Here is a 24,678-nt window from a genome sequence, read left to right as displayed (position 1 = left end):
CGGGGTTTGGGTCCGGCGGATGAGCCATCGGGCGTCAGGCGCATTTATCTGCGCGACCCGGAAGGAAATCTTGTGAACGTGCTTTGCCATGCCGGGCAGGGCCAAGGATAACGAAAGAAGGCGCGTATGACCCGCTGGAACCCGACCGACTATCAGCCCGATGATTTTGCCAACCGCCGGCATATCGGCCCCTCGCCCGCCGAAATGGCCGAGATGCTGCGGGTGGTGGGCGCGGAAAGCCTTGATGCGTTGATCGACCAGACCGTGCCGCAGGCAATCCGTCAGGATCAGCCGCTAGGATGGCCCGCGCTGTCAGAGGCCGAGCTGCTGGCCCGCATGCAGGACGTGGCGAAGAAGAACACCGTGATGACCAGCCTGATCGGACAAGGCTATCATGGCACCTTCACCCCGCCGGCGATCCAGCGCAACATTCTGGAAAACCCGGCCTGGTACACCGCCTATACCCCCTATCAGCCCGAGATCGCCCAGGGACGACTTGAGGCGCTGCTGAACTTTCAGACCATGGTCGCCGATCTGACCGGGCTTCCCATCGCCAATGCCAGCCTGCTGGACGAGGCGACGGCGGCGGCCGAGGCGATGGCGATGGCGCGGCGGCAGGCCAAATCCAAGGCTGATGCGTTCTTCGTTGCCCATGACCTGCACCCCCAGACCATCGCCGTGATCGAGACGCGGGCCGCGCCGTTGGGCATCCGCATCATCAAGGGGTCCATCGACGATCTGAATGCCGCCGAGGTCTTTGGCGCGATCTTTCAGTATCCGGGCACCTATGGTCATATCCGCGACCTGACGCCCGAGATCGAGGCGCTGCATGACGCAAAGGCGCTGGCCATCGTCGCGACCGACCTGCTGGCCTTGTGCCTGCTGAAGGAACCCGGTGCGATGGGGGCGGACATCGCCGTCGGGTCGGCACAGCGTTTCGGGGTGCCGATGGGCTATGGCGGGCCGCACGCCGCCTTCATGTCCTGCCGCGACGAACTGAAGCGCGCAATGCCCGGCCGGATCGTCGGGGTCAGCGTCGATACCAAGGGCAATCAGGCCTATCGCCTGTCCTTGCAGACGCGCGAACAACATATCCGGCGCGAGAAAGCGACCTCGAATGTCTGCACCGCGCAGGCCCTGCTGGCCGTCATGGCCAGCTTCTATGCGGTGTTCCACGGCCCCGAGGGGCTGCGCGCCATCGCGCAGCGCGTCCATCTGGGCGCGGTCACGATCGCCGAGGCGTTGCGTCGCGCGGGGGCCGATGTTGCCCCGCAGGCATTCTTCGACACGATCACCGTGAAGGTCGGGGTCGGTCAGGCCGGCATCCTGGCCGCGGCCGAGCAGCGCGGCATCAACCTGCGCCGCGTGGGCCGCGACCGCGTCGGCATCAGCGTCGACGAGACGACCGATGCCGGTGTGATCCGGCGTCTGCTGGACGCGTTCGGGATCGAGGACGCGCCCGCCCCCGCGCAAGGCCCCGCGATCTCCGACGATCTGTTGCGCGGCAGCGACTACCTGACCCATCCGGTCTTTCACATGAACCGCGCCGAATCCGAGATGATGCGCTATATGCGACGTCTTTCGGATCGCGATCTGGCGCTGGACCGGGCGATGATCCCGCTGGGGTCCTGCACGATGAAGCTGAATGCGGCCGCCGAAATGATGCCGATCACCTGGCCCGAATTCGGTGCGCTGCATCCCTTTGCGCCGCGCCATCAGGCGGCAGGATATGCCGAGGCGATCGCGGATCTGGATGCGAAGCTGTGCGAGATCACCGGCTATGATGCGTTTTCGATGCAACCGAACAGCGGCGCGCAGGGTGAATATGCCGGGCTGCTGACGATCCAGGCCTATCACCGGGCGCGCGGCGATGATCAGCGCGACATCTGCCTGATCCCGATGTCGGCGCATGGCACCAACCCGGCCAGCGCACAGATGTGCGGCATGAAGGTCGTGGTGGTGAAATCGGCCCCGAACGGCGACATCGATCTGGAAGATTTCGCCGACAAGGCCGCGAAGGCGGGCAACCGTCTGGCCGCCGTGATGATCACCTATCCCAGCACCCATGGCGTCTTCGAGGATACGGTGCGCGATGTTTGCCGGATCACCCATGACCATGGCGGGCAGGTCTATATCGACGGGGCGAACCTGAACGCGCTGGTCGGGCTGGTGAAGCCGGGCGAGATCGGTGGCGACGTCAGCCACCTGAACCTGCACAAGACCTTTGCCATCCCGCATGGGGGCGGCGGGCCAGGCATGGGCCCGATCGGCGTCAAGGCGCATCTGGCCCCGCATCTGCCGGGCGATCCGCGGGATGACGACAGCGGCGCCGTGTCGGCGGCCCCCTATGGCAGCGCGTCGATCCTGCTGATTTCCTGGGCCTACTGCCTGATGATGGGCGGCGCAGGCCTGACACAGGCGACCCGCGTGGCGATCCTGAACGCCAATTACATTGCCTCGCGGCTGGCGGGTGCCTATCCGATCCTGTTCATGGGCAATCGCGGGCGCGTCGCGCATGAATGCATTCTGGACACGCGGCCCTTCGCAGATCACGGCGTGACCGTGGACGACATCGCCAAGCGGCTGATCGACAACGGTTTCCACGCCCCCACGATGTCCTGGCCGGTCGCCGGAACGCTGATGGTGGAGCCAACGGAATCCGAGACCAAGGCCGAGATCGACCGCTTTGTCGCCGCGATGCTGGCGATTCGCGACGAGATCACCGAGGTCGCAGAAGGGCGGATCGCCGCCGAGGAAAGCCCGCTGCGCCGGGCGCCCCACACAGTCGAGGATCTGGTCGCGGACTGGGATCGCCCCTATTCGCGCGAGCAGGGCTGTTTCCCGGCGGGCGCGTTCAGGGTGGACAAGTACTGGCCTCCGGTCGGACGGGTGGACAACGTCTTCGGCGACCGCAACCTGATCTGCACCTGTCCGCCGCTGGACAGCTATGCCGAGGCTGCGGAATAATTCCGCAGCCCCCGCACGATCATCTTGAAAACTGCGCGCGCGGCTTCATATTCGAACCATGGAATAGGAGGCCGCGATGTCGCCCCGGAAGCTTGTCTGCCTGTCCTGCGCACAGGCCAATCGCGTGCCGTCGGAGCGACTGGACGCAAACCCGAAATGCGGCACCTGCGGCGCGGCGCTGATGCCGGCAAAGCCGGTGTCCGTGGATGACGCGACGCTGCAAAAGGCAGCCAAGACCGATCAGGTGCCGCTACTGGTCGATTTCTGGGCGCCGTGGTGCGGTCCGTGCAGGATGATGGCACCCGAGTTCGATAAGGCGGCGGCCCTGTTGAAGGGCCGGGCGCGGCTGGTCAAGATCGACACGCAAACCCATCCTGCAGCGTCGGCGCGCTGGAACATTCGCGGCATCCCGGCCTTTATCCTGTTTCGCGACGGTCGCGAGGTCAGCCGTCAGGCGGGCGCCCGCCCCGCCGCGGATCTTGTGCGGATGGCCGACGCCGCGATGGCAGGTCGTTGACCGTCAGTCGAACAGATCCAGCGTCGCGAACAGGTCGTCGCGCGCCAGCGTGAAATCGGTATCGCTGCCCTCGGCTACCAGCAGGCCGAACCGCTGATCCAGCCGGTCGGTCATCTGCTTCAGCGTGGCGGCGACGCGCGTCGGCGGCTGGATCGGCACGATCGCCGCACCTTCGGGTGCAACGGTGATGCCGTGGACAAGATGGCTGCCCTCGACTCCGACGATGGCGCGGGCGGCACCGCAGGCACGGATCAGGTCCTCTACCGTCACCTGCAGCGGGTCCATGACCAGAAATCCCCGGCTTTCGGCAAGGCTGTCGGCAAGCTGGCGTTCGTTTGCAAGCACGCGACGGTCGCCCGCCTCGCCCCGCAACAGGAAAACACCCGGCACCGGGACCGGCGGCACGGCATCAAGAAGCCGACGGCGCAGCGCCTTGGCGCGGGCGGCCTTGCCACCATTGTTCGGCAGATCATCGAACAGAACCAGTTCGCGGAAATGAACATCGCCCGGCAGGCGCTGCGGCGCCATGCCGATCAGCCGTTCATACGCGGCCTGATGACCGCCCGGCGCGGGTTCGGGCGCGGTTGTCAGGGCCGGGCCTTCGGCTGCGGCAAGGCCATGCGCCAGCGTGGCATCCATCAGCCAGCTTCCGAACCAGCGGTTCGTCGTCCACGTCTCGTACAGCGCGCCGCTGGTTTCGCTGCGCGGGCGGCGCGCCAACCCGAACCGGTTGCGGCGGGTCCGAAGATGATATTCGCCGCCGCCGTGATACAGCACGCCATCGATCAGATCGACGCCGCGCAGCCGCCAGGCACGTGTCGCGCGTTCGGACGCCGCCCCATCGCGGGTCAGCGCCTCGACCGTGTCGGCCATCGACGCGAACATGGTGCCGGCGATACGTTCGACCTGGCCGGGCAGCGCGTAGGCGGGCCGGAACTCGATCGTCTCGGCGGGTGAAATCTGCCAGCTATCCTCCGCGTTCCGAAAGAAATCCCTTGGCGGAAAGCCGGCCAGCCGGCGCAGGCGCGAAGTCACGGGTCTGATCGAATGAAACATCTGAAATCAACCTTGTAGAGGTAACGAAGAACCGCCGAATGTGCCGAATGTCTGAATACATGGCTTCCCTGACACTGGCCGAGTTTCGGAAGATCGACTAGGAATGCCGGGCCGACAGCCGTCGAACGGCCTATCAGGGGAACGCCCATGCTTGTGCAACTGGTCAGCATCGAAGTCTTGCCCGGCCACCGGGACGAGTTCATCGAGGCCTTCCGCATCAATTGGGAAGGCACGCGGCAGGAACCCGGAAATCTGCGCTTTGACCTTCTGTGCGACCCCGAGGACCAGAACCGATTCACGGTCTATGAGATCTTTACCGGGGTCGAGGCGCTGAAGGCCCATGGTCAGACCCCGCATTACCGCGCCTGCATCGAAAAAATCACCCCCATCACGACCGGCCAGCGCAGCAAACGCTATTTTCAGGACGTTCTGGTCGAGCCGCATCCGCCAGAGGGGCGTTGATCACCCCGGCTGCGGACATGCGCGGCAGCCGCCAACTCGATGATGCGAAAATTTCGGCCATTGTCGGCTTGTCCTGCTGATCCGCAAATCGACCACACAGGCCGGGTCGGAGTTTATCGGCATTTTCTTGCCGATAGCGCGCAGGACCGTCATTGTCCAGAATGACGCACCGACCCCGCGCCGGACGCGGCTAGAACAGGAAATCGTCGGCGGTCAGATCGTGCAGCCCTTGCAGCCGGATCGTTGCCTCGGCCCCGCGATCGGCGTCGGTGTCGATATAGACCAGCGTGACATCGTTCGCGGTGCCCGGACGATCAATGCTGTCATAGCGCACCTCGCCCTTCGCGCTGCCTGTGAAGTCGCCTTCGCCGCGCCACACAAACCCGTTGTTACCGGCCAGCTGCGTGCTGGCGTCGATGCGCGACAGGTGCAGCACGTCCTGCCCCTCGTGGAAATCCACGACGATATCGCTTCCGCCAAAGCTGTTGCCGATGTCGCGCGTGGACTGGAAGATGAAGACATCCGCACCACCATCCCCCTTCAGGTGGTCGCGCCCCGCCCCGCCATTCATTAAGTCGTTCCCCTGACCGCCAAACAGCCGGTCCTGCCCCGCCTGCCCGGCCAGCGTGTCGTTGCCCGCGCCACCCTTCAGCGTATCGTCGCCCGCATATCCATAGGCCCGGTCGGCGTTGATGCTGAGGCGGAACAGGTCGTCGCCCGAGAACGCGTCGCGATACAGCCGCCGATCATCGGCGACCGAGGGGCTGGAAATGGCATCGGCCAGGTCACCGGCGTCGATCGACACGCCGCTCATGCGCCACAGTTCCCACCAGTCCGATCCCGTCCAGACGCGTTCGGAATAGGTATCGACGACGCCCGAGGCCAGTTCGCCCGCCCCGGAAACCCGCAGGTCGTCGCCCATATAGCGGCTGCTGTATTGATAGCCCGGCAATTCCCACGCGTATTCATAGACATCGCGGTGGGATTGGCCAGCATATCTCAGATTGACGTTGTCATCGAAATCGTGACCGGTCGCACCATAGTCCAGGCGATGCAGGTCGATACTGAGAATGTTGAAGGAATGTTGCGATCTGATGACAGCCACGTGCTGGACCTCTTGCCCGCATCCGGCGTCACGACCGCGCCGAATTTCAGCGTCAGAGGTGCGCCTGAAGCGCGCCGGGCGTCAAGCGAGCCGACGCGCCGTCGGAACAGTCCCGCCCATCCGGCGGCCCTCAACAGGCGAAAGCCAGCCCAAGCGTGAAACCGCGGGGGTCAAAGCCCCTCGCCTTCATCCATGTCCAGCATGATGTTCAGGTTCTGAACCGCAGCGCCGGACGCGCCCTTGCCAAGATTGTCCAGCACGGCGACCACCATGCAGCAGCCATTGTCGTCGTCGCCATGCACGCTGATCTGCATCACATTGCTGCCGTTCATCGCCGTCGGCACGATGCGCGCGCCCATTTCGGCAGCAGGCACGACGCGGACGAATTTCTGTCCGTCGTAATGATCCGACAGCGCCTCGAACAGCGCCTTGACGGTCCTGTCGTCATCCAGATGCAGCGGCAGTTGCACCGCCATGCCCTGCGCGAAATTGCCGACCGAGGGGGCGAACACCGGCTGCAGCATCAGGCCGGTATGGGCCATGATCTCGGGGATATGCTTGTGCCGCTGGTTCAACCCATAGACGAAATGCGCGGGCGCCGCGCCATCCTCGTATTCGGCGACCAAAGCCTTGCCGCCGCCGGTGAACCCGCTGACCGCGTTGATCGCCAAAGGCTCGTCCGCATCGATCAGCCCCGCCGCGATCAGCGGCGCGATGATCGCGATCGATCCGGTGGAATAGCAGCCGGGATTGCTGACAAGCTGCGCCAAGGCGATCTGGTCGCGAATCTCGTCCGAAAGTTCGGGAAAGCCATAAACCCAGCGGTCATCGACCCGATGCGCGGTCGAGGCATCGATCAGACGGACGTCCAGATCGCTGGCCAGTTCCACCGCCTCGCGCGCGGCATCGTCAGGAAGGCACAGGATCGCGACATCCGCTTCCTGAAACGCTTCCCGGCGGGCATCGGCATCCTTGCGCCGTGCGGGGTCGATCTGGATCAGGCGGATGTCTTCACGCGCCTCCAGCCGCTCGCGGATCTGCAGACCCGTCGTGCCGGCTTCGCCGTCGATGAAGATGCTGTATTCCATGATAGACCCTCCGGGTGAACGCGCCGTTTATAGGCGAAACCCTGGGGCATCACAATTGCGTCGGGGGCTTCAGATCGAACACATCTCGGACCGGGTGAGAAAGCGTTTCTCACGCCCGTTATCCAGGCTGAACATGCCGCCCCGGCCCGGCACCACGTCGATGACCAGATCGGTATGCTTCCATGTCTCATACTGGCTGGCCGAGATGTAGAACGGCGCCCCGCCGATCTCGCCCAGCTTCACATCGCGGTCGCTGACCTTGAAATCGCTTTGCGGATAACACATCGGGCTGGACCCGTCGCAGCATCCGCCAGACTGGTGGAACAGGACCGGCCCGTGATCGGCGGTGATTTCCTCAAGCAGTTGCAGCGCCTCTGGAGTCGCGGTGACGGTGCTCATGTATTCAACCTCCTCTTCAGAAATTTCAAAACCTGCGCTTCCTCGGGGCGCAGGTCTGCGCGGGACAGGGTTTCCGCGATCTCGTCTTGCAGCTCCAGTTTCAGCTCGCCAGACAGATAAGCGTCGATGATCCTTGGATGGACATAGCATTTTCGGCAGATCGCCGGCGTATTTCCCAGCTTGGCCGCAACCGTTTCGATGGCCTCGCGGACATTTGCCTTGGCCGCGGCCTGGCTGTCGGTCGCCTCGTATTCCGACAGTGCCAGAGCGGCCAGGACCGTGCCGGTCCAGGTGCGGAAATCCTTGGCCGTCACCTCGCGACCGGCCACCTCACGCAGATAGTCGTTTACCTCGGTCGACCCAACCTGATGGCGCTGACCGTCGTCGTCAAGATACTGAAACAGGTGCTGGCCCGGAATGTCCTGCGCAGCGCGCACAATCCGCGCCACACGGGCATTGCGGATATCCAGATCCCATTCCTTGCCGCCCTTGCCCTTGAAACGAAACCGAACCTCGGATCCTTCGAGGCTGACATGCCGGTCGCGCAGGGTCGTCAGGCCGTGCGACCTGTTGCTTCTTGCATAATCGCTGTTGCCGACCCGGATCATTGTATTCTCCAGCAGCCACACGATGGTCGCCAAGACCTTGACGGCGGGCATCCCGCGCTTGCCCATGTCTGTGTGGACCCGTCCGCGGATCTTCGGCAGGGCCTTTGCGAAATCCAGCATGTGCTCGTATTTCGCACTGTCGCGGACCTCGCGGAATTCAGGGTGATATCGATATTGCTTGCGCCCCTTTGCATCGCGGCCTGTCGCCTGGATATGGCCGCGCGGATCCGGGCAGATCCAGACATCCGTGTAGGCGGGCGGAATGGCCAGCGCCTGCAGCCGCTTGCGTTCGGCCTTGTCGCGGATCGTACGACCCTTGGCATCGCGATAGGAAAAGCCCTTTCCCGCCCGGACACGCACAATTCCCGGCATGTCGTCGTTGACATAGACCAGACCCGCGCTGTCGGCGGCATCTCGCGGGTCGATGATAGGGCTGTCCTTGGGCATCGGGACGATCCGGCAGAGAGAAGACACCCGCCCCAACGCCGCAATGCCCCCGCAGGTTGCGCGGGGTAGGTGCGGCCTGGAAAGGCCGCACCACGGGGCATCAGAAGAAGCCCAGTTTCTTCGGGCTATAGCTGACCAGCATGTTCTTGGTCTGCTGATAGTGGTCCAGCATCATGCGGTGGTTTTCGCGACCGATGCCCGACTGCTTGTAGCCGCCAAAGGCCGCATGGGCCGGATAGGCGTGATAGCAGTTGGTCCAGACGCGCCCCGCCTTGATCGCACGGCCAAAGCGATAGCAGGTATTCGCCTCGCGCGACCAGACGCCGGCGCCAAGACCGTAAAGCGTGTCATTGGCGATCGACAGCGCCTCGTCCTGATCCTTGAAGGTGGTCACCGAGACAACCGGGCCAAAGATTTCCTCCTGGAAGACCCGCATCTTGTTGTGGCCCTTCAGGACCGTCGGCTTGATATAGTAGCCGCTGGACAATTCACCGCCCAGATCGGCCGCCTCGCCGCCGGTCAGAACCTCGGCACCCTCTTTCCGACCGATGTCGAAATAGGACAGGATCTTTTCCTTCTGCTCGCTGGATGCCTGTGCGCCGATCATCGTGGCGCTGTCGCGCGGATCGCCCTGCACGATGTCCTTCACGCGCTGCAAGGCGCGATCCATGAACTTGTCATAGATCGATTCCGCGATCAGGGCGCGCGACGGGCAGGTGCAGACCTCGCCCTGGTTCAGCGCGAACATCACGAAGCCCTCGATCGCCTTGTCGAAGTAATCGTCATCCTCGCGGGCGACATCCTCGAAGAAGATGTTGGGGGATTTTCCGCCCAATTCCAGCGTCACCGGGATCAGATTTTCCGAGGCGTATTGCATGATGAGCCGGCCGGTCGTCGTCTCGCCGGTAAAGGCGATCTTGGCGATGCGCGGGTTGCTGGCCAAGGGCTTGCCGGCTTCCAGGCCGAAACCGTTGACGATGTTCAGAACGCCCGGCGGCAGCAGGTCGCCGATCAGGTCGGCGAACACCATGATTCCCGCGGGGGTCTGTTCGGCGGGCTTCAGAACCACGCAATTGCCGGCTGCCAGCGCAGGCGCCAGCTTCCACGTCGCCATCAGCAGCGGGAAGTTCCACGGAATGATCTGGCCCACAACGCCCAGAGGCTCGTGGAAGTGATAGGCGATGGTGTCGTGGTCGATTTCCGAGATCCCGCCTTCCTGCGCCCGCAGGACACCGGCGAAATAGCGGAAGTGATCGACGGCCAGCGGCAGGTCGGCGGCCATCGTCTCGCGGATCGGCTTGCCGTTGTCCCAGGTCTCGGCGGTGGCCAGCAGTTCCAGGTTGGCTTCCATCCGGTCGGCGATCCGGTTCAGGACATTGGCGCGTTCCGCGGCCGAGGTCTGGCCCCACTTGTCCTTGGCGGCGTGCGCGGCGTCCAGCGCGGCCTCGATATCCTCGGCGCCGGAGCGGGCGATCTCGCCGATCTCGCCGCCGGTGATCGGGGTGGTATTCATGAAATACCTGCCCGACTTCGGTGCCATCCATTGGCCGTTGATGAAGTTGTCATACCGCTTGGCAAATGGCATCACGCCCACGCCCTTGAACTCATGCGTCTGATCGTTCGGCATCGTATCCTCCTCTGATGATCCCGAAGTCTCCGTCTTCGGGTCTGGTCCCTAGCTTGGCGCTGTGAGGATTCGTTTCAACAACACCAAGGTCGCGGTCGCGTGCAATTGTCTCAGCCGTGAGACAGTCGCGACTGTTTTTCGGTCAGCCCCAGTCGCGCCATGCGGCGATACAGCGTCGCCCGCCCGACCCCCAGCGCGCGCGCGGCTGCCGAGACGTTGCCGCCCGCCCGCGCCAAGGCCCGCGCGACAGCCGCGCGCTCGGCCCGGTCAAAGCCGCGCATTTCGTCGTCGCGCCCCAGCAGGTCGGCGGCAGGGCGCGGGCGAAACGCACCTTCGCGTTCCAGACCCAGCGCGCGGCGCGCAGCGCGTGTCGCGCCGATGGCCAGATCGTCCTTGTCCACCGCCAGCAGCATCGTGGCGTCCAAGCTGTCATCGGCGGCCACCACGATGCGGGCCTGCGGGAACGACGCGTGGAAGAACACGGCCTCGATGGCGCGGGCGGTCTGGGCGACCTGCGCGCCGATCAGGCGGTTGTAGCGTTCGGTCTGATCGGCGCGGGCAGAGCTGACATCCAGCGCGGCCAGCAGACGCCCGTCAGGCCCCCAGATCGGTGCATCCATGCAGGACATGCCGATGTTGTTGGTCCGGAAATGTTCATCACGGTGGATCGTCACCTGGCGACCCTCGACCAGGCAGGTTCCGATCCCGTTCGTGCCCTGTGCGGCCTCGGACCAGTCCATGCCCTGCCACAGGCCCCAGTCGCGAAACTGGGCGGCATCGGCGTCGCTGACCCGCTGATCCAGCACCACGCCGGTCGCGTCGGTCAGCAGGACATTGCAGCCGGACAGGCCGACAATGGTGTAGAGTTGATCAAGCTGTGGACCCGCGACCTTCAGGAAATGTTCCATGGCCTGGCGGCGGGCGGACAATTCGGCAAGGCTCAGCCGTTCAGGCCGACGCCCGTCGCCCGGATCCAGCCCGTATTTCAGCATCGACCTGCGCCAGGATGCAGCAAGCGCCGACGTCGCGGATTTCGACTGCGACTGCTCGGCCACCCGATCCGCGTGGCTGCGTTGCGTCATGATTCCTCCCCCGGTGGGGAGAGTATATCAGAAACGCCGGGTCGCGATTTACGACTTTCGTCGCGACCCGGCGCGTTCCCGCCTTACCTGACGGGGCCTTCAGGCTTGATCAGCCCACCGTCGATGCGACCATCGTGCGCGTCGCCCGCTTCCGACGGCATCGCGCTGGCGCCGTGTTCGCCGCCCACGCTGCCCGAAGGCCGGTTCGTGCGGGGCTGATAGGGGGGCAGGTCCACCCCGTCGCGATAAAGAAGCGAGTTTCCGTTGTGGAACAGGTGCAGCGCCTCGGGGTCGGCCGTCAGCCGGATGGTGCGACCGTTCAGGCCGGGATGGATGCCCGGCAGCTTGGCCGTGACCGGCACCACATCTTCGTCCGTGCCGAAATACAGCAGCGTCACCTCGCCCAAAGCCTCGGTCAGATCGACCTTGCCTTCGAAGACCGGGGTTCCGTCGGTCTCGCGCATGTCCTCGGGGCGAACGCCCAGATTGACGGACATGCCCTCGTCGCCGGGGCGCGTCGGAATGGCGACCTGCGCCTCCAGCCCGCCATCCAGCGCGACCGTGGTCATCTGGCCCACTGTCTTGACCTTGCCCGGCAGCAGGTTCATCGCCGGGCTGCCGATGAACTGCGCCACGAATTCGTTGACCGGGCGTTCATACAGTTCCAGCGGCGCGCCGACCTGCGCGATGCCGCCGCCGGCCAGCACCACGATGCGGTCGGCCAGGGTCATCGCCTCGGTCTGGTCATGGGTCACGTAGATCATCGTGCGGTCGGGCATCGAGGCCTTCAGCTGCGCGATCTCGATCCGGGTGGCGACCCGCAGCGCAGCGTCAAGGTTCGACAGCGGCTCGTCGAACAGATAGACTTGCGGATCGCGCACGATGGCCCGCCCGATCGCCACCCGCTGACGCTGTCCGCCCGACAGCGCCTTGGGCAGGCGGTCCAGATATGGGGTCAGCTGCAGCATCTTGCCGGCGCGGTCGGTGGCCTGCTGGATCTGATCTTTCGACTGCCCGGCGATCTTCAGCGCGAAGGCCATGTTGTCGCGCACCGTCATGTGCGGGTAGAGGGCGTAAGACTGGAACACCATCGCGATGCCGCGCTGGCTGGGCGGGATGTCGTTCATCACCTGCCCGCCAATCTGCAACTCGCCCCCCGTGATCCGCTCAAGCCCCGCGATCATGCGCAGCAGCGTGGATTTGCCGCAACCCGATGGACCCACGAACACGATGAATTCGCCCGATTTGATGTCGAGGTCGATATTCTTCAGTACCTGCACGTCGCCATACGACTTGGCGATGTCGGTCAGTTTCAGATCGGCCATTCGCGATCCCTCCCCCCGTTAACCCTCGATGATCTGGACCTGCCACGGTCCCAGTCCGCCAACCTCTTCCTCGGAAAGATTGGCTTTTATCCGCAATGTCTGTTCACTGTCCGACCGTGTGAAGGACAGAACCGGACCGTCGGAACGGATATCCGTCATTGCGCCCAGGCGCAGCGCGCTGTGTTTCTTGCGCAGTCCGATCGCCCACCGATAATGGTGCAGCACCGATTGGGCATCAGCCTCTTCTGCGACGACGGTGCGCTGAAGATGCGCATGCGGCACCGGCAGCCATGGCTGGCTGGTCGAGAATCCGCCGTTCACGCCCATATCCCACACCATCGGTGTGCGGCATCCGTCACGGCCCTTGAATTCGGGCCAGAATTCGATGCCATAGGGGTCGCGCAGATCCTCGAAGTTCAGATCCGCTTCGGGCAAGCCAAGTTCCTCGCCCTGATACAGGCAGACGCTGCCGCGCAGGCACATCAGCACCGTGCAATAGGCCTTGGCCGCCTGATCGCTAAGATTCCAGCGGGTGATGTGGCGCATCACGTCATGGTTCGACATCGCCCAGCACGGCCAGCTGTTCGGTGCGACCGATTGCAACTGCTCGAAAACGGCCACGATCCGGTCCGCCGGCAGATTGTCGCCCGACAGGAAGTCGAAGACATAGGACATCTGCACCCGGCCCGGCACACCGGTATATTCCTCAAGCAGTTCAAGCCCGCGTTCGCTGTCGCCGATCTCGCCCACGACCACCGCGCCGTGCGGCTTCAACATGGTCGCAAAGCGTTCAAGGAACGCCACATTCTCGGGCTGCGACTTGTCGAACTTGTGGCTTTGGTGGTTGTAGGGGTTCACCGCGGGCGCCGTGTCCGCCTTGCGCAGTTCGGGTGCCAGAGGCGGGTTGTCGCGCAATTCCTTGTCGTGGAAATAGAAGTTGATCGTGTCCAGACGGAAGCCGTCCACGCCCTTGTCCAACCAGAAATTCACCATCTCCAGCAGCGCGTCCTGGACCTGGGGATTGTGGAAATTCAGGTCCGGCTGCGATGCCAGAAAATTGTGCAGGTAATATTGTTCGCGCCGTGCATCCCATTGCCACGCGCTGCCGCCGAAGATCGACAACCAGTTGGTGGGCGCGGTGCCGTCCGGCTTGGGGTCGGACCAAACGAACCAGTCGGCCTTGGCATTGTCGCGGCTGGACCGACTTTCCTTGAACCAGGGATGCTGGTCCGATGTGTGCGACATGACCAGATCGATCATCACCTTCAGGCCCAGCTCGTGCGCCCGTTCGATCAGCCAGTCGAAATCGTCCATCGTGCCGAAGATCGGGTCGATGCCGCGATAGTCGCTGACATCGTAACCGAAATCCTTCATCGGCGACGTAAAGAAGGGCGAGATCCAGACCGCGTCCACCCCCAGCGAGGCGACATAGGGCAGACGCTGCGCGATGCCGGCCAGATCGCCGATGCCGTCGCCCGTCGTGTCCTGAAAACTGCGGGGATACACCTGATAGATGATCCCGCCCTTCCACCAGTCTGCCGTCATTTCAGTCAAGTCAGCCACCTTTCACCGATCCGGCCAGCAGCCCGCGGACCAGATATTTCTGCATTGCGAAGAATACGATCAGCGGCACCGCGATCGAGATGAACGCAGATGTCGCAAGGATTTCCCATTCGCCGCCCTTCGATCCCATCAGTTCGCGCAACACCCCGGTCATGACCAGTTGTTCGCGGGTGTTGCCCAGGAAGACAGTCGCCACCAGCAGGTCGTTCCAGACCCACAGGAACTGGAAGATCGCGAAACTGGCCAGCGCGGGGAACGACAGCGGCAGGATGATGCGGCGGAAGATCTGGAATTCGGTCGCGCCATCGACTCGGGCGCTTTCGATCACCTCGCGCGGCAGGCCGACCATGTAGTTTCGCAGCAGATAGACCGCCAATGGTAAACCAAAGCCCGTATGCGCCAGCCAGATCCCCAGATAGCCCTTGCCGATGCCCAGATCATTGTGCAGCCGCAACAGCGGGATCAGCGACACCTGCAGCGGCACGACCAGCAGCCCGACGACCGCAGCGGTCAAGATCGCCCTGCCCGGAAATTCCATCCACGCCAGCGCATAGGCCGCGAAGGCTGCGATCAGGATCGGGATCACCGTCGCCGGGATCGTCACCGTCATGGTGTTCATGAAGGCCCGGCCAAGCCCTTCGGCCGTCAGAACGCGCCGATAATTCGCGGTGGTGAATTTCGGTGGCACCTCGGTGGTGGTGAAGATCCGTTCGCCTCGCCGCATCTCGAACGGTTCGGCCGAACTCAGGCGATAGCTGCCGTCCTCGTTCACCGTCAGATCCCAGCCGTCCTCGATCTGGGTCGTCTCGCCCGGCTGGAATTCTGCCGGCTGCCGGGCACCGGTGCCCCAGGCGATCAGGCTCTGCTCGCCCTCAAGCACATTGCCTTCGATGACATACATGCCATCGACCTGCGTCGCGTCGTCATCGGTGCCGGTCCGAACGAAGCCGGTCTGTTCGGACCCCGAAAATGACTGCCACCAGCCGGTTGACGCGATCTGGTCGCGATCGCGGAACGACGACACGAACAGGCCCAGTGTCGGGATCGTCCATGCCAGCACCAGCAGGAAGGCCGCGATGTTGACCGCCCATGTCAGCGACGATTTCTGTCCTGCCATGCCCTCCATCAGCGGACCTCCTTGCGTGCGTTGCGGATGTTCCAGACCATGATCGGCGTGACCAGGATCATCAGGACGATAGCGATGGCCGAACCGCGCCCGTAATCGGGGCTGCCGCGGAACATCCAGTCATACATCAGGTTCGCCAGCACCTGCGTGCCCCACTGGCCGTTGGTCATCACGAACACGATATCGAAGACCTTCAGCACGACGATGGTGATGGTGGTCCAGACCACGGCGATGGTGCCCATGATCTGCGGCACCTTGATCTTCATGAAAACCTGCATCGGCGAGGCGCCGTCCAGGATCGCGGCCTCGATGGTTTCCTCGGGGATGCCGCGCAAGGCGGCGGACAGGATCACCATGGCGAACCCGGTCTGGATCCAGACCAGCACGATCATCAGGAAGAAGTTGTTCCACGGAAGCAGCGTCAGCCAGATCTGCGGATCGCCGCCCAGCTTGGTCACGATCCAGTTCAGCAGGCCGATCTGCGTCTCGTCCGGGGCGCGGTATTCATAGATGAATTTCCAGATCACGCCGGCGCCGACGAAACTGATCGCCATCGGCATGAAGATCAGCGACTTGCCGATATTGCCCCATTTGATCCGGTCGGTCAGCTGCGCTGCGATCAGCCCGAAAAATGTGGACAGGGCCGGCACGACCAGCAGCCACAGCATGTTGTTGCGCATGGACTCGCGAAACTTGCCGTCGCCAAGAAGCCAGCTGTAGTTGGACCCGCCGACAAAGCGGCTGCCGTCGGCGTTGTGCAGCGATCGCCACAGGCTGTCGATCACCGGATAGACCAGATACAGGCCCAGAAACAGCAGCGCCGGCCCCAGAAACAGCCATGGCCGCACCTGGTTCGCCCTGCGGATATTGTCGCCTGCATTCTCGCCGCGCGGCGGGTAGATCGCGTCCAGGACCATGTTCGATCCCCAGAACCACGCAACGCAGCCGAATACGCCAATCACGATCGTGCTGATCGCCAGCCAGAACAGTTCCATCCCTCAATCCCCCCGGATTTTCTTGTGGTCCGGCGCGGTGGCCGCGCCAGAGCCTTGTCATGCGACCGAGGTCTTTACTTGATCGTGTCCCAGGTCTGCTGGATCTGATCGGCCACCGCTTCGGCGGGCTTACCGCCGACGAAATCGACCATCCCGGTCCAGAACGCCCCCGCACCGATGGCGCCGGGCATCAGGTCCGATCCGTCAAAGCGGAAGGTCGTCGCATCCAGCAGGATCTGACCCATCTTCTTCAGGGTCTCGTCACCGTAGGCGTCGGTGTTGACGCCGGTATGCGGGGTCAGGAACCCTTTCTGCGCCATCCAGATCTCGTGCGCGGCGGGCGTCTTCAGGAAATCGACGAATGCCAGCGCGGCAGGGTTGTCCGACAGCACCGAGAACAGCGTCCCGCCGCCCAGGACCGGCTGACCAAGGCTGCCATCCGCCGGCGCCGGGAAGTAGAAGAAATCGACATCCAGCCCGATTTCAGTTCCCTCGGGGAAGAACGACGGAATGAAGCTGGCCTGACGATGCATGTAGCAGGCAGGTGGGCTTTCGAACAAACCCTTCGGGCTGTCGCGGAAATCGGTCGAGGCGACCGCCGCGCTGCCACCGGACACATAGTCGTCGTTCTTCGCGAACCAGCCGAATTCATCAATCGCCGCGACCACCTTTGGATCGTTGAACGGCAGAGCGTTGGTCGTCCAGGCGTCGTAATCCTCGGGCGTGTTGATGCGCAGCATCAGATCCTCGACCCAGTCGGTCGCGGGCCACCCCGTCGCGCCACCCGATCCCAGTCCGATGCACCATGGCGTTTCGCCATCCGCGGCGATCTGTTCGGTCAGCGCCTTCAGATCCTCGTAGGTTTCGGGAACCTCGTATCCGGCATCCTCGAAATTCTCGGGGACATACCAGACCAGGGACTTCACGTCGGCCTTGTAGGGGAAGGCGTAGAAATGTTCCGCGCCATCCTGTCCGGCATAGGTGCCAAGCCTGGCCCAACTGTCACCGGCGGCATAGTTGTCACGCACCCATTGTGCCGTCTCGTCCCCCAGCGGGGTCAGATGCCCCTTCTTGGCAAGGTCGGCGGCAAGCCCGGGCTGCGGGAACACGGCGACATCGGGCGGCGAGCCCGCTTCGCTGTCGATCACGATCTGCTGTTCGAAGCTGTCAGACCCCGAATACTTGGCCACCGCCCCGGTTGCCTCTTGGAAATAGGGCAGGATCGACGTGAACAGTTCCTGGTCCGCACCCAGCCAGGGACCGAGAATGGTGAAGGATTGCCCGTCCAGATCGCCGTGCGCCGCCTTGAAGTCTTCAAGGCTCTGCCAGTCGATGCGATCGTCGCTGCCCGGCTCGATGACCATCTGCGCGCAGACCGCCCCCGACGACAGCGCGGCGGCCGCGGCTGTCATGAAAAATACTGACTTCAATTTTTCCTCCCTTGTCAGGCCAGAATCATGTTCAGTTTCCGACCCTTGCCTTGATCAATCAACAACTTCGGCGAAGCTGTCAAACGCTTATCATTCCCACTCCAGCTCTTTGTATGCAGCCGTTGCATCTCGGGCAACCGAGGCTGGGAAGGAATTCCAATTTTTATTCATATAATTCAAATTATTAACGATGATTCCGACGGCCTCAGAAAGCGGCGCCCCGGCATCTATCTGCGATCGTGTCACATCCGCAAGCGCTTTCAAAAAATCCGCTTGTGGTGAGGTCGCCTGCCGCCATTCACGGGCAACGTCTCCGTGGCCGGGCACGATTACGCGCGGCTCAGGCTGCGGCGGGGCTGCGATCCAGTCCATCCAGCCGGTCAACGATCCGTCGATGATCGGGGTCAATTCACGAAAGATCAGATCGCCCGAGAACAGCGTCCCGGTCGTGTCATCGAATGCTGTCAGATCGTTGTCGGTATGTGCCGTCTGTTCCGCGCGCAGCAGCAGCGACCGCCCCCCCAGATCGATCCGCAGACTATCCTGAACGGTCGCGTCGGGCAGCACGATTTCGGTTCCCAGAACCTCTTCGGGCGGCAGAAGCCGCGCGATGTTCTCCAGATACCCGCCCGCCCGCATCTGTAGGGCCAGCGGCAGGGCGTGATGGCCCAGCACCTGCGCCCCGGCTTCCTGAAAGACCGAAGTTCCCAGAACATGATCGGGATGCATGTGGGTCAGGATGACATGGCTGACCGGCTTCGGCGTCAGCCGACGGATCGCCGTATAAAACTGCTGGCCCTGCATCCGCGACACACCCGTGTCGATGACCGCCACCGAATCCTGCCCGATCACCACCCCCAGATTGGCGATCCTGCCATCGGTGCTGTCTTCAAGCTGCACGGGCCGGCCGAAGAACGCAAATACCCCTGGCGCGACCTGCTGCAGATCCAGCGCGGGCAGATTTTCGGTCGGCACGCATTCTGTCCCGGCGGCGACCAGCTCGGAATGACGGTCCAACCAGTCCTTGCTGATTCGCGCGGCGCCCTGCATGCAGGCAGGCCCGGAAGCGGCATCACCCTGAGGCAGGAGAATCGGCACGCAGGGCGCGGATGGTCCAGCAAGGCAGGCAGTCAGGATCAGATGGAACATTGCCGAACCTTCCCGATCTACGGTCGCACGCAGCCAAATTCCCGTGACTGCGACCTTAGTCGTGTTGATTCATCCTGCCCCTCATCTAACATTAAATCCAGCCGCGATTTCTGCGGCTCCAGCTATTGGAGGAGAAGCAAGAATGGCATGGACGAAACCGATCCTTAAGGAAATCGCCTGCGGCATGGAAATCAACATGTACGCTCCGGCCGAGGACGAGCCCGTCCTGTTCTGATCAGTTGATAGAACAGAGGCAAAACCGGCCCTGTCCGACCTATTCGGGCAGGGCCGTTTCGTCTGGACCGATATGCACATCATCATTCTAGGCGCAGCCGCAGGAGGAGGTTTGCCGCAGTGGAACTGCGGTTGCCGAAATTGCGATGCTGCGCGCGCGGGTCGCATCCCGTCAATGACGCAAAGTTCGATCGCGGTCAGCGCCGATGGGCGGCACTGGGCGATCCTGAACGCCTCGCCCGATATCAGGATGCAACTGGCGGCTACGCCTGCGCTGCATCCAACCGGGCCGCGCGACATGCCGTTGCGCGCGGTTCTGGTGACGAACGGCGATATCGACCATGTCGCGGGTCTGCTGACACTGCGCGAAAGCCAGCCCTTCGATCTTTTTGCGACCGCCGCCATTCACGACGCGCTGGCGCAGAACCCGATGCTGGCCGCGCTGCAGCCGAATCTGGTGCCGCGCAGGGCCGTCGCGCTGGATCAGGCCATCGACCTGGCGCCGGGCCTGACCGCGACCCTGTTCGCCGTGCCCGGAAAGGTGCCGCTGTATCAGGAAGGCGAGGTCGTCGAGACCGGGCTGATGGGCGAGACGACCGTGGGCGTCGAACTGGCAGCGAACGGTCGGCGCGCCCTTTACATTCCCGGCTGCGCCGAGATGCCCGATTGGCTGTCGGCAAGGATCAAGGACGCCGATGCACTGCTGTTCGACGGCACGCTGTGGCAGGATGACGAGATGATCCGGGCGGGGCTGGGCCGCAAGACCGGCCGCCGCATGGGTCATATGGCCGCCAGCGACACGATCGCCGCGCTGGACGGGGTGCCTGTCGGGCGGCGCGTCTTCGTCCACATGAACAATTCGAACCCGCTGACCGATCCGGCCAGCGCCGAGACGGCACGGGCCGAGGCGCGGGGATGGCAAATCGGCCGCGACGGTATGGAGATCACGCTGTGAAGGACATCAATGACGGCCCGCAATCGCGCGAGGATTTCGAGGCCCGGCTGCGTGCCATCGGGGCCGAGCGTTATCACGATCGCCACCCGTTCCACGCCCGCCTGCATGGCGGGCAATGCACCCCCGACGAGGTGCGCGCCTGGGTCATCAATCGCTGGATGTATCAGTCCCGCATCCCGATGAAGGACGCGGCCTTCATGTCGCGCGTCGAGGATCCCGCGCTGCGCCGGGCCTGGCGCAAGCGGATCGAGGATCACGACGGCGGAACGACCGAAGGCGGCGGCATCCGTCGCTGGCTGGCGTTGGCGCAGGCCGTCGGGCTGGACCCCGACTATGTCGCCGGCGGCACGGGCATCATGCCCGCCACGCGCTTTGCCGTGGACGCCTATGTGCGCTTCGTGCGCGACATGCCCCTGCTGGATGCCGTTGCAGCCAGCCTGACCGAGTTGTTCGCGCCACGGATCCACGCGCAGCGGATCGAGGGGCTGCTGGCCCATTACGATTTCGCCGACGACACCAGCCTGGCCTATTTCAAGAAGCGCCTGACCGAGGCGCCCGAGGACGTGAAATTCGGGCTCGACTACGTTCTGACCAACGCCGACACCAAGGAAAAGCAGGACGCCGCCGCCGCCGCGCTGATCTTCAAGACCGATGTGCTGTGGGCGCAGCTGGACGCGCTGTGGCACGGCTATGTCGAAGGCAACATCCCGCCCGGCGCCTGGCGGCCCGGCGAGGGCATGGCCTGATGGAACCGCTGATCGAACCAACCGACATTCCCTATCTGCCGCGCGGCGTGCGGCTGCAGGGCGACCGGGTGCGCGGCATTCGCGTGCTGCAGGCGCCCGAACGGGCCATGCAGCTGGACCCGATCGGCGATGCGATCCTGTCGGAACTGGACGGCGCGCGCAGCATGTCCCAGATCGCTGCTGATCTCGCCGCGCGCTACAACGCACCGCAGGATCAGATCGCGGGCGATATCCGCGATTTCCTGACCGGCCTGATTGAACGCCGCATGGTTTTTCTGAAGGAGGCGACATGAAGGATCTTCCCGGCCAGCCCCCCGTTCAGCCAAGGGACCTTGACGGCAACCCGGTCACGCCCGGCCTGCCCATGGCGATGCTGGCCGAGATCACCCACCGCTGCCCCCTGGCCTGTCCCTATTGTTCCAACCCGGTCGAACTGACCCGTGCCGCGCAGGAATTGCCGGCCGAGGATTGGGCGCGGGTATTCCGCGAGGCCGCCGATCTGGGCGTCCTGCAGGTCCATATATCGGGCGGCGAACCCGGCGCGCGCCGCGACCTGGCCCAGATCGTCGCCAGCGCCCGCGACGCGGGGCTTTACGTCAATCTGATCACCTCGGGGATCGGCATCACGCGTGACAGGCTGCTGGAACTGGACCGCGCGGGTGTCGATCATGTTCAGCTGTCCCTGCAGGGGATCCGCCCCGATATGGCCGACCGGATCAGCGGCCATCCGGGGTCGTGGGACAAGAAGATGGGCTTCGCCGACTGGGTCACCGAAATCGGCTTTCCGCTGACCATCAATGCCGTCGTTCACCGCCAGAACATGGAGCGCCTGCCCGACATGATCGATCTGGCCGAACACCTGGGCGCGCGGCGGATCGAGGTGGCGACGGTCCAGTTTCATGGATGGGCAGACCTGAACCGGGCCGCGCTGATGCCGACGCAGGAACAGGCCGCCTTCGCTCGCCGCATCGTCAACGAATCCCGGCTGCGGCTGCGCGGCCGCATGGTCATCGACTATGTGCCCGCCGATCATCATGCGATCTACCCCAAGGCCTGCATGGGCGGCTGGGGCAGCACCGGTCTGAACGTGGCGCCGGATGGATCGGTCCTGCCCTGTCATGCCGCCCAATCCATCGACTGGATGCGGTTCGACAATGTCCGCGACCGGTGCCTGTCCGACATCTGGAACCTGTCCGACGCCTTCAACGCCTTTCGCGGCACCGAATGGATGCCCGAACCATGCCGGTCTTGTGAGCGGAAAACCGTGGATTTCGGCGGCTGTCGGTGTCAAGCTATGGCCTTGGCGGGCGATGCGCGGGCGACCGATCCGGTCTGTTCGAAATCACCGCTGCATGCGCAGGTCGTCGCGCGGGCCGAGGAGGATGCGGCCGCCGATACGGCAGAATTCATCTACCGGCGCATGAAAAAGGGAGGATGAAGTGATGAAGGCATGGCTTACCGCCGCGGCGCTTCTGCTGGCCTCGCCCGCATTCGCGCAGGACAACCCCTTGCTGCCCTCGGAAACCTGGAACGACCTGCGTGAATCGGTCGTCGGGCTGAACGAGGAACCGCCGATCGACGCCACCGCGCTGGATCTGGACGCGCCCTTCCGTGCCAACGATGCGGCCATCGTGCCGATCCGGCTGACTCAGGCCCCGGACGCTGCGCCCCTGACCGAGCTGACCCTGGTCATCGACGAGAATCCGGCCCCCGTCGCCGCCGAATACAGCTTCGGCGACGCGCTGATGCCGCTGGATTTCGAGGTGCGGGTTCGCGTGGACGCCTATTCCGACGTGCGCGCGATCGGCACTCGGGCGGACGGCGGCAAGATCATGGCCGGTCGGTTCGTCAAGGCCTCGGGCGGCTGTTCGGCCCCCGCCGGCAAGGACATGGCTGCGGTCGAGGCCAGCAAGGGCCAGATGCGCTGGAAAACCGCCGAAGCGGACGGCCGGAACATCGGCACGCTGATGATCCGGCATCCGATGTTCTCGGGGCTGCAGCGCGATCAGGTGACACTGCTGAACATTCCCGCGAATTTCATCGACCGGCTCGAGGTGCGGCAGGGCGACGATCTGCTGTTCGCGATGAAGGCCGGCATTTCGGTCAGTGAAGACCCGGTGTTCCGCTTTGCATATCGCCCGAACGGCCAGCCGATCCGGGTCCATGCCGAGGATGTCGATGGCAATATCTGGGATCAGAGCTTCGACGTTTCCGGCTGACGGCGGCATCCAACGACGCCGGTCACGGCAGGAATTCGCGCATATGTTTCTTTGTGGAACCGCCCCGCGTGGCGGGCGTTAGACCACCGAAGCCCAGTGGTCGGCGGATGCGGCCACACCCTCTCTCTCTGATGCCCCGGCGTTTCCCGCGCCGGGGTTTCGCGTTTCAGGATCTTTCGGCTCAGAACCGCGCAACGGGTGCGCGCGTTGCGCGATGCATGCGATTTCGGCTGGATCGCGAAAATCCCTGCAAATGCTGCGTTTCGCGGATCACACAGCGTCCACGGGTCGCGCACAGGGCGTGCACAGCCTGTACACCGCTTGCGCGCGTTGCACGACCCGCCTGCCACGCAACAGAGGCGCAGGAAGCGGCCCGGCGAAGAAGCTGCTGTCGATCCAACTTCTTGGGGCACGCGAAAATCCCTTGGATGCGGTGCGCGGCGTTGAACGGTAGGCTTGGCTAGGATAACGATTTGCTGGTCCAATTTTACTGACCATTCGACTCTCATGACCCATCAGCGTGAAGCAATCCTGGCAACTGCCATTGTGGTTTTTACAGGCGCCTTGTGGGGACTGTATTGGCTGCCGGTGCGCTCGATTTCCGAAATGGGTCTGCCGGGAGCCTGGGGAACGGTTGCGATAACGATCGCCGCCGCGTGCTGCCTGTGTCCGTTTGCAATCGCGCGACGGAAGGAAATCGCGTGCTCTGACCGACTCGCGATTGTTTCGGTCGCAATGGGTGGCGCGGCTTTCGCCTTGTATTCGGTCGGCTTCATCTACGGCCGGGTCGCGATCATCATCCTACTTTATTTCCTGACCCCGGTCTGGAGCACGCTGATCGGTCGCTATGTGATGGGCTGGGAGACGTCGCGCCTTCGGGTGCTGGCAATTCTGACAGGTTTGGCCGGGCTGATCGTCATGCTCAGCGCTGACGGAGAACTGCCGATACCGCGCGGCCCGGGGGAATGGATGGCGCTCGTCGCCGGTATTCTCTGGTCGGTCGGGACGACGGGAATGCGTGCGCGGTCAACACTTGGACCCGGCCCATCGGCCTTCGTGTTCGCCACTGGGGCCGCCGCAACACTTGTGCTCGCACCGTTCCTCGAACCTGTCCCAAGCGGGCTGCATGTTCTGGACATGATCGAACCGCTTGGAACAGCGTTTGTCACCGGTGCACTGTGGTGGGGACTTTCAATAGGATGCCTGATGTGGGCAACCATACGGCTTGAACCTGCCCGTGTCGGGATCCTGTTGATGACCGAAGTCATCGTTGGCGCCGTCTCGGCTGCTGCCCTTGCTGCGGAACACCTTGCGCCCTTGGAAATCCTGGGCGGCGGTCTGGTTCTGTGCGCGGGCGTGCTTGAGGTTTGGCCATCCCGACATCGATCGCGGCCACAGGCCGGCTAGCATTCGATCGTTGCGATTAAATCATATGCTGACCGACCAATTTCGCCAAATTCCAGAAATTCGTTTCAAGATACAATCTCAGGTTGATACGCCAATGCATCTCGCTTGACAGGAGACCCAACCTGTCGCGAAAATGCCGGATGTGACAAAGAGTTAACAAATTTCGCGCAA

The 24,678-nt window shown here is 63.7% G+C and carries 23 protein-coding genes; 10 read left to right on the top strand and 13 right to left on the bottom strand.

Annotated elements, in window-relative coordinates; all coding sequences use genetic code 11:
- Positions 1 to 126: 126 nt before the first annotated feature.
- Positions 127 to 2,967, top strand: a complete 2,841-nt coding sequence (gene gcvP, locus MU516_RS14405) for an aminomethyl-transferring glycine dehydrogenase (protein WP_260277970.1) — start codon at positions 127 to 129, stop codon at positions 2,965 to 2,967.
- 76 nt (positions 2,968 to 3,043) lie between these two features.
- Complete coding sequence (trxC, locus tag MU516_RS14400; RefSeq protein ID WP_260277969.1) at positions 3,044 to 3,484, top strand: thioredoxin TrxC; 441 nt, start codon at positions 3,044 to 3,046, stop codon at positions 3,482 to 3,484.
- A 3-nt stretch (positions 3,485 to 3,487) separates the two neighbouring features.
- On the opposite strand, the gene MU516_RS14395 is transcribed toward trxC, so the two are convergent.
- Positions 3,488 to 4,540, bottom strand: coding sequence for a glycosyltransferase family 61 protein (locus tag MU516_RS14395; protein ID WP_260277967.1), 1,053 nt, complete (start codon positions 4,538 to 4,540; stop codon positions 3,488 to 3,490).
- 147 nt (positions 4,541 to 4,687) lie between these two features.
- Between MU516_RS14395 and MU516_RS14390 the strand changes: the two genes are divergently transcribed.
- Positions 4,688 to 5,002 carry an antibiotic biosynthesis monooxygenase gene (locus MU516_RS14390; protein ID WP_260277966.1) on the top strand — a complete coding sequence of 105 codons (315 nt, stop codon included), beginning with the start codon at positions 4,688 to 4,690 and terminating at the stop codon, positions 5,000 to 5,002.
- A gap of 190 nt (positions 5,003 to 5,192) precedes the next feature.
- Here the strand turns inward: MU516_RS14390 and MU516_RS14385 are convergent, their stop codons facing one another.
- The 12 genes from MU516_RS14385 to MU516_RS14330 form a co-directional block, all read right to left on the bottom strand.
- Positions 5,193 to 6,107, bottom strand: coding sequence for a M10 family metallopeptidase C-terminal domain-containing protein (locus MU516_RS14385; protein WP_260277965.1), 915 nt, complete (start codon positions 6,105 to 6,107; stop codon positions 5,193 to 5,195).
- A 170-nt stretch (positions 6,108 to 6,277) separates the two neighbouring features.
- Entirely contained in the window at positions 6,278 to 7,195 is a 918-nt protein-coding gene (argC, locus tag MU516_RS14380; protein WP_260277964.1) for an N-acetyl-gamma-glutamyl-phosphate reductase, read from the bottom strand.
- A 69-nt stretch (positions 7,196 to 7,264) separates the two neighbouring features.
- Positions 7,265 to 7,594 carry a DUF779 domain-containing protein gene (locus MU516_RS14375; protein WP_209057121.1) on the bottom strand — a complete coding sequence of 110 codons (330 nt, stop codon included), beginning with the start codon at positions 7,592 to 7,594 and terminating at the stop codon, positions 7,265 to 7,267.
- The gene (locus tag MU516_RS14370; protein ID WP_260277963.1) at positions 7,591 to 8,649 is read right to left on the bottom strand and encodes a DNA topoisomerase IB; all 1,059 of its coding nucleotides are present in this window, start codon (positions 8,647 to 8,649) and stop codon (positions 7,591 to 7,593) included. Before MU516_RS14370 ends, MU516_RS14375 begins: the two co-directional genes overlap by 4 nt.
- A 100-nt stretch (positions 8,650 to 8,749) precedes the next feature.
- A complete protein-coding gene (gene adh, locus MU516_RS14365) occupies positions 8,750 to 10,276 on the bottom strand; it encodes an aldehyde dehydrogenase (protein WP_260277962.1) in 1,527 nt (508 codons plus the stop codon).
- 110 nt (positions 10,277 to 10,386) lie between these two features.
- Positions 10,387 to 11,358 carry a GAF domain-containing protein gene (locus MU516_RS14360; protein WP_260277961.1) on the bottom strand — a complete coding sequence of 324 codons (972 nt, stop codon included), beginning with the start codon at positions 11,356 to 11,358 and terminating at the stop codon, positions 10,387 to 10,389.
- An 83-nt stretch (positions 11,359 to 11,441) separates the two neighbouring features.
- On the bottom strand, positions 11,442 to 12,683 hold the full coding sequence (locus tag MU516_RS14355) for an ABC transporter ATP-binding protein (RefSeq protein WP_311319112.1): 1,242 nt from the start codon (positions 12,681 to 12,683) through the stop codon (positions 11,442 to 11,444).
- An 18-nt stretch (positions 12,684 to 12,701) separates the two neighbouring features.
- Entirely contained in the window at positions 12,702 to 14,228 is a 1,527-nt protein-coding gene (locus MU516_RS14350; protein ID WP_260278062.1) for an alpha-amylase family glycosyl hydrolase, read from the bottom strand.
- A gap of 10 nt (positions 14,229 to 14,238) precedes the next feature.
- Complete coding sequence (locus MU516_RS14345; RefSeq protein ID WP_260277960.1) at positions 14,239 to 15,372, bottom strand: carbohydrate ABC transporter permease; 1,134 nt, start codon at positions 15,370 to 15,372, stop codon at positions 14,239 to 14,241.
- Positions 15,372 to 16,367 (bottom strand): carbohydrate ABC transporter permease, encoded by a 996-nt coding sequence (locus tag MU516_RS14340; protein WP_260277959.1) that lies wholly within the window; start codon positions 16,365 to 16,367, stop codon positions 15,372 to 15,374. Before MU516_RS14340 ends, MU516_RS14345 begins: the two co-directional genes overlap by 1 nt.
- Before the next feature lie 74 nt (positions 16,368 to 16,441).
- On the bottom strand, positions 16,442 to 17,797 hold the full coding sequence (locus MU516_RS14335; RefSeq protein ID WP_425606862.1) for an ABC transporter substrate-binding protein: 1,356 nt from the start codon (positions 17,795 to 17,797) through the stop codon (positions 16,442 to 16,444).
- A gap of 90 nt (positions 17,798 to 17,887) precedes the next feature.
- The gene (locus MU516_RS14330; protein ID WP_260277958.1) at positions 17,888 to 18,946 is read right to left on the bottom strand and encodes a quinoprotein relay system zinc metallohydrolase 2; all 1,059 of its coding nucleotides are present in this window, start codon (positions 18,944 to 18,946) and stop codon (positions 17,888 to 17,890) included.
- Positions 18,947 to 19,088: 142 nt separating this feature from the next.
- On the opposite strand from MU516_RS14330, the gene pqqA reads away from it, so the two are divergent.
- The 7 genes from pqqA (at position 19,089) to MU516_RS14295 (ending at position 24,507) form a co-directional block, all read left to right on the top strand.
- The gene (gene pqqA / locus MU516_RS14325) at positions 19,089 to 19,181 is read left to right on the top strand and encodes a pyrroloquinoline quinone precursor peptide PqqA (protein WP_043131127.1); all 93 of its coding nucleotides are present in this window, start codon (positions 19,089 to 19,091) and stop codon (positions 19,179 to 19,181) included.
- A gap of 72 nt (positions 19,182 to 19,253) precedes the next feature.
- Positions 19,254 to 20,135: a pyrroloquinoline quinone biosynthesis protein PqqB gene (gene pqqB, locus MU516_RS14320; protein WP_260277956.1), complete on the top strand. Its 882-nt coding sequence runs from the start codon at positions 19,254 to 19,256 to the stop codon at positions 20,133 to 20,135.
- Positions 20,132 to 20,881 (top strand): pyrroloquinoline-quinone synthase PqqC, encoded by a 750-nt coding sequence (pqqC, locus tag MU516_RS14315; protein WP_260277955.1) that lies wholly within the window; start codon positions 20,132 to 20,134, stop codon positions 20,879 to 20,881. The genes pqqB and pqqC overlap by 4 nt, the downstream gene beginning before the upstream one ends.
- Entirely contained in the window at positions 20,881 to 21,174 is a 294-nt protein-coding gene (gene pqqD, locus MU516_RS14310) for a pyrroloquinoline quinone biosynthesis peptide chaperone PqqD (RefSeq protein ID WP_260277954.1), read from the top strand. The genes pqqC and pqqD overlap by 1 nt, the downstream gene beginning before the upstream one ends.
- 71 nt (positions 21,175 to 21,245) lie before the next feature.
- The gene (pqqE, locus tag MU516_RS14305) at positions 21,246 to 22,319 is read left to right on the top strand and encodes a pyrroloquinoline quinone biosynthesis protein PqqE (RefSeq protein ID WP_425606865.1); all 1,074 of its coding nucleotides are present in this window, start codon (positions 21,246 to 21,248) and stop codon (positions 22,317 to 22,319) included.
- A 4-nt stretch (positions 22,320 to 22,323) separates the two neighbouring features.
- Positions 22,324 to 23,100: a quinoprotein dehydrogenase-associated SoxYZ-like carrier gene (locus MU516_RS14300; protein WP_260277951.1), complete on the top strand. Its 777-nt coding sequence runs from the start codon at positions 22,324 to 22,326 to the stop codon at positions 23,098 to 23,100.
- A 756-nt stretch (positions 23,101 to 23,856) separates the two neighbouring features.
- Entirely contained in the window at positions 23,857 to 24,507 is a 651-nt protein-coding gene (locus MU516_RS14295; RefSeq protein WP_260277950.1) for a DMT family transporter, read from the top strand.
- Positions 24,508 to 24,678 lie beyond the last annotated feature (171 nt).

The sequence above is a fragment of the Paracoccus maritimus genome (assembly GCF_025195095.1).
Classification (GTDB): Bacteria; Pseudomonadota; Alphaproteobacteria; order Rhodobacterales; family Rhodobacteraceae; genus Paracoccus; species Paracoccus maritimus.
This window is presented reverse-complemented; position numbering and strand designations above follow the sequence as displayed.

Bases quoted from the DNA above. Each gene is read 5' to 3' on its own strand.
- pqqB (WP_260277956.1), top strand. From the start codon at position 19,254: ATGCACATCATCATTCTAGGCGCAGCCGCAGGAGGAGGTTTGCCGCAG.
- pqqD (WP_260277954.1), top strand. From the start codon at position 20,881: ATGGAACCGCTGATCGAACCAACCGACATTCCCTATCTGCCGCGCGGC.
- MU516_RS14375 (WP_209057121.1), bottom strand. From the start codon at position 7,594: ATGAGCACCGTCACCGCGACTCCAGAGGCGCTGCAACTGCTTGAGGAA.
- MU516_RS14395 (WP_260277967.1), bottom strand. From the start codon at position 4,540: ATGTTTCATTCGATCAGACCCGTGACTTCGCGCCTGCGCCGGCTGGCC.
- argC (WP_260277964.1), bottom strand. From the start codon at position 7,195: ATGGAATACAGCATCTTCATCGACGGCGAAGCCGGCACGACGGGTCTG.
- MU516_RS14350 (WP_260278062.1), bottom strand. From the start codon at position 14,228: ATGACGGCAGACTGGTGGAAGGGCGGGATCATCTATCAGGTGTATCCC.
- pqqE (WP_425606865.1), top strand. From the start codon at position 21,246: ATGGCGATGCTGGCCGAGATCACCCACCGCTGCCCCCTGGCCTGTCCC.
- MU516_RS14345 (WP_260277960.1), bottom strand. From the start codon at position 15,372: ATGGAGGGCATGGCAGGACAGAAATCGTCGCTGACATGGGCGGTCAAC.
- MU516_RS14355 (WP_311319112.1), bottom strand. From the start codon at position 12,683: ATGGCCGATCTGAAACTGACCGACATCGCCAAGTCGTATGGCGACGTG.
- MU516_RS14340 (WP_260277959.1), bottom strand. From the start codon at position 16,367: ATGGAACTGTTCTGGCTGGCGATCAGCACGATCGTGATTGGCGTATTC.
- MU516_RS14360 (WP_260277961.1), bottom strand. From the start codon at position 11,358: ATGACGCAACGCAGCCACGCGGATCGGGTGGCCGAGCAGTCGCAGTCG.
- MU516_RS14390 (WP_260277966.1), top strand. From the start codon at position 4,688: ATGCTTGTGCAACTGGTCAGCATCGAAGTCTTGCCCGGCCACCGGGAC.
- trxC (WP_260277969.1), top strand. From the start codon at position 3,044: ATGTCGCCCCGGAAGCTTGTCTGCCTGTCCTGCGCACAGGCCAATCGC.
- gcvP (WP_260277970.1), top strand. From the start codon at position 127: ATGACCCGCTGGAACCCGACCGACTATCAGCCCGATGATTTTGCCAAC.
- pqqA (WP_043131127.1), top strand. From the start codon at position 19,089: ATGGCATGGACGAAACCGATCCTTAAGGAAATCGCCTGCGGCATGGAA.
- adh (WP_260277962.1), bottom strand. From the start codon at position 10,276: ATGCCGAACGATCAGACGCATGAGTTCAAGGGCGTGGGCGTGATGCCA.
- MU516_RS14330 (WP_260277958.1), bottom strand. From the start codon at position 18,946: ATGTTCCATCTGATCCTGACTGCCTGCCTTGCTGGACCATCCGCGCCC.
- MU516_RS14300 (WP_260277951.1), top strand. From the start codon at position 22,324: ATGAAGGCATGGCTTACCGCCGCGGCGCTTCTGCTGGCCTCGCCCGCA.
- MU516_RS14370 (WP_260277963.1), bottom strand. From the start codon at position 8,649: ATGCCCAAGGACAGCCCTATCATCGACCCGCGAGATGCCGCCGACAGC.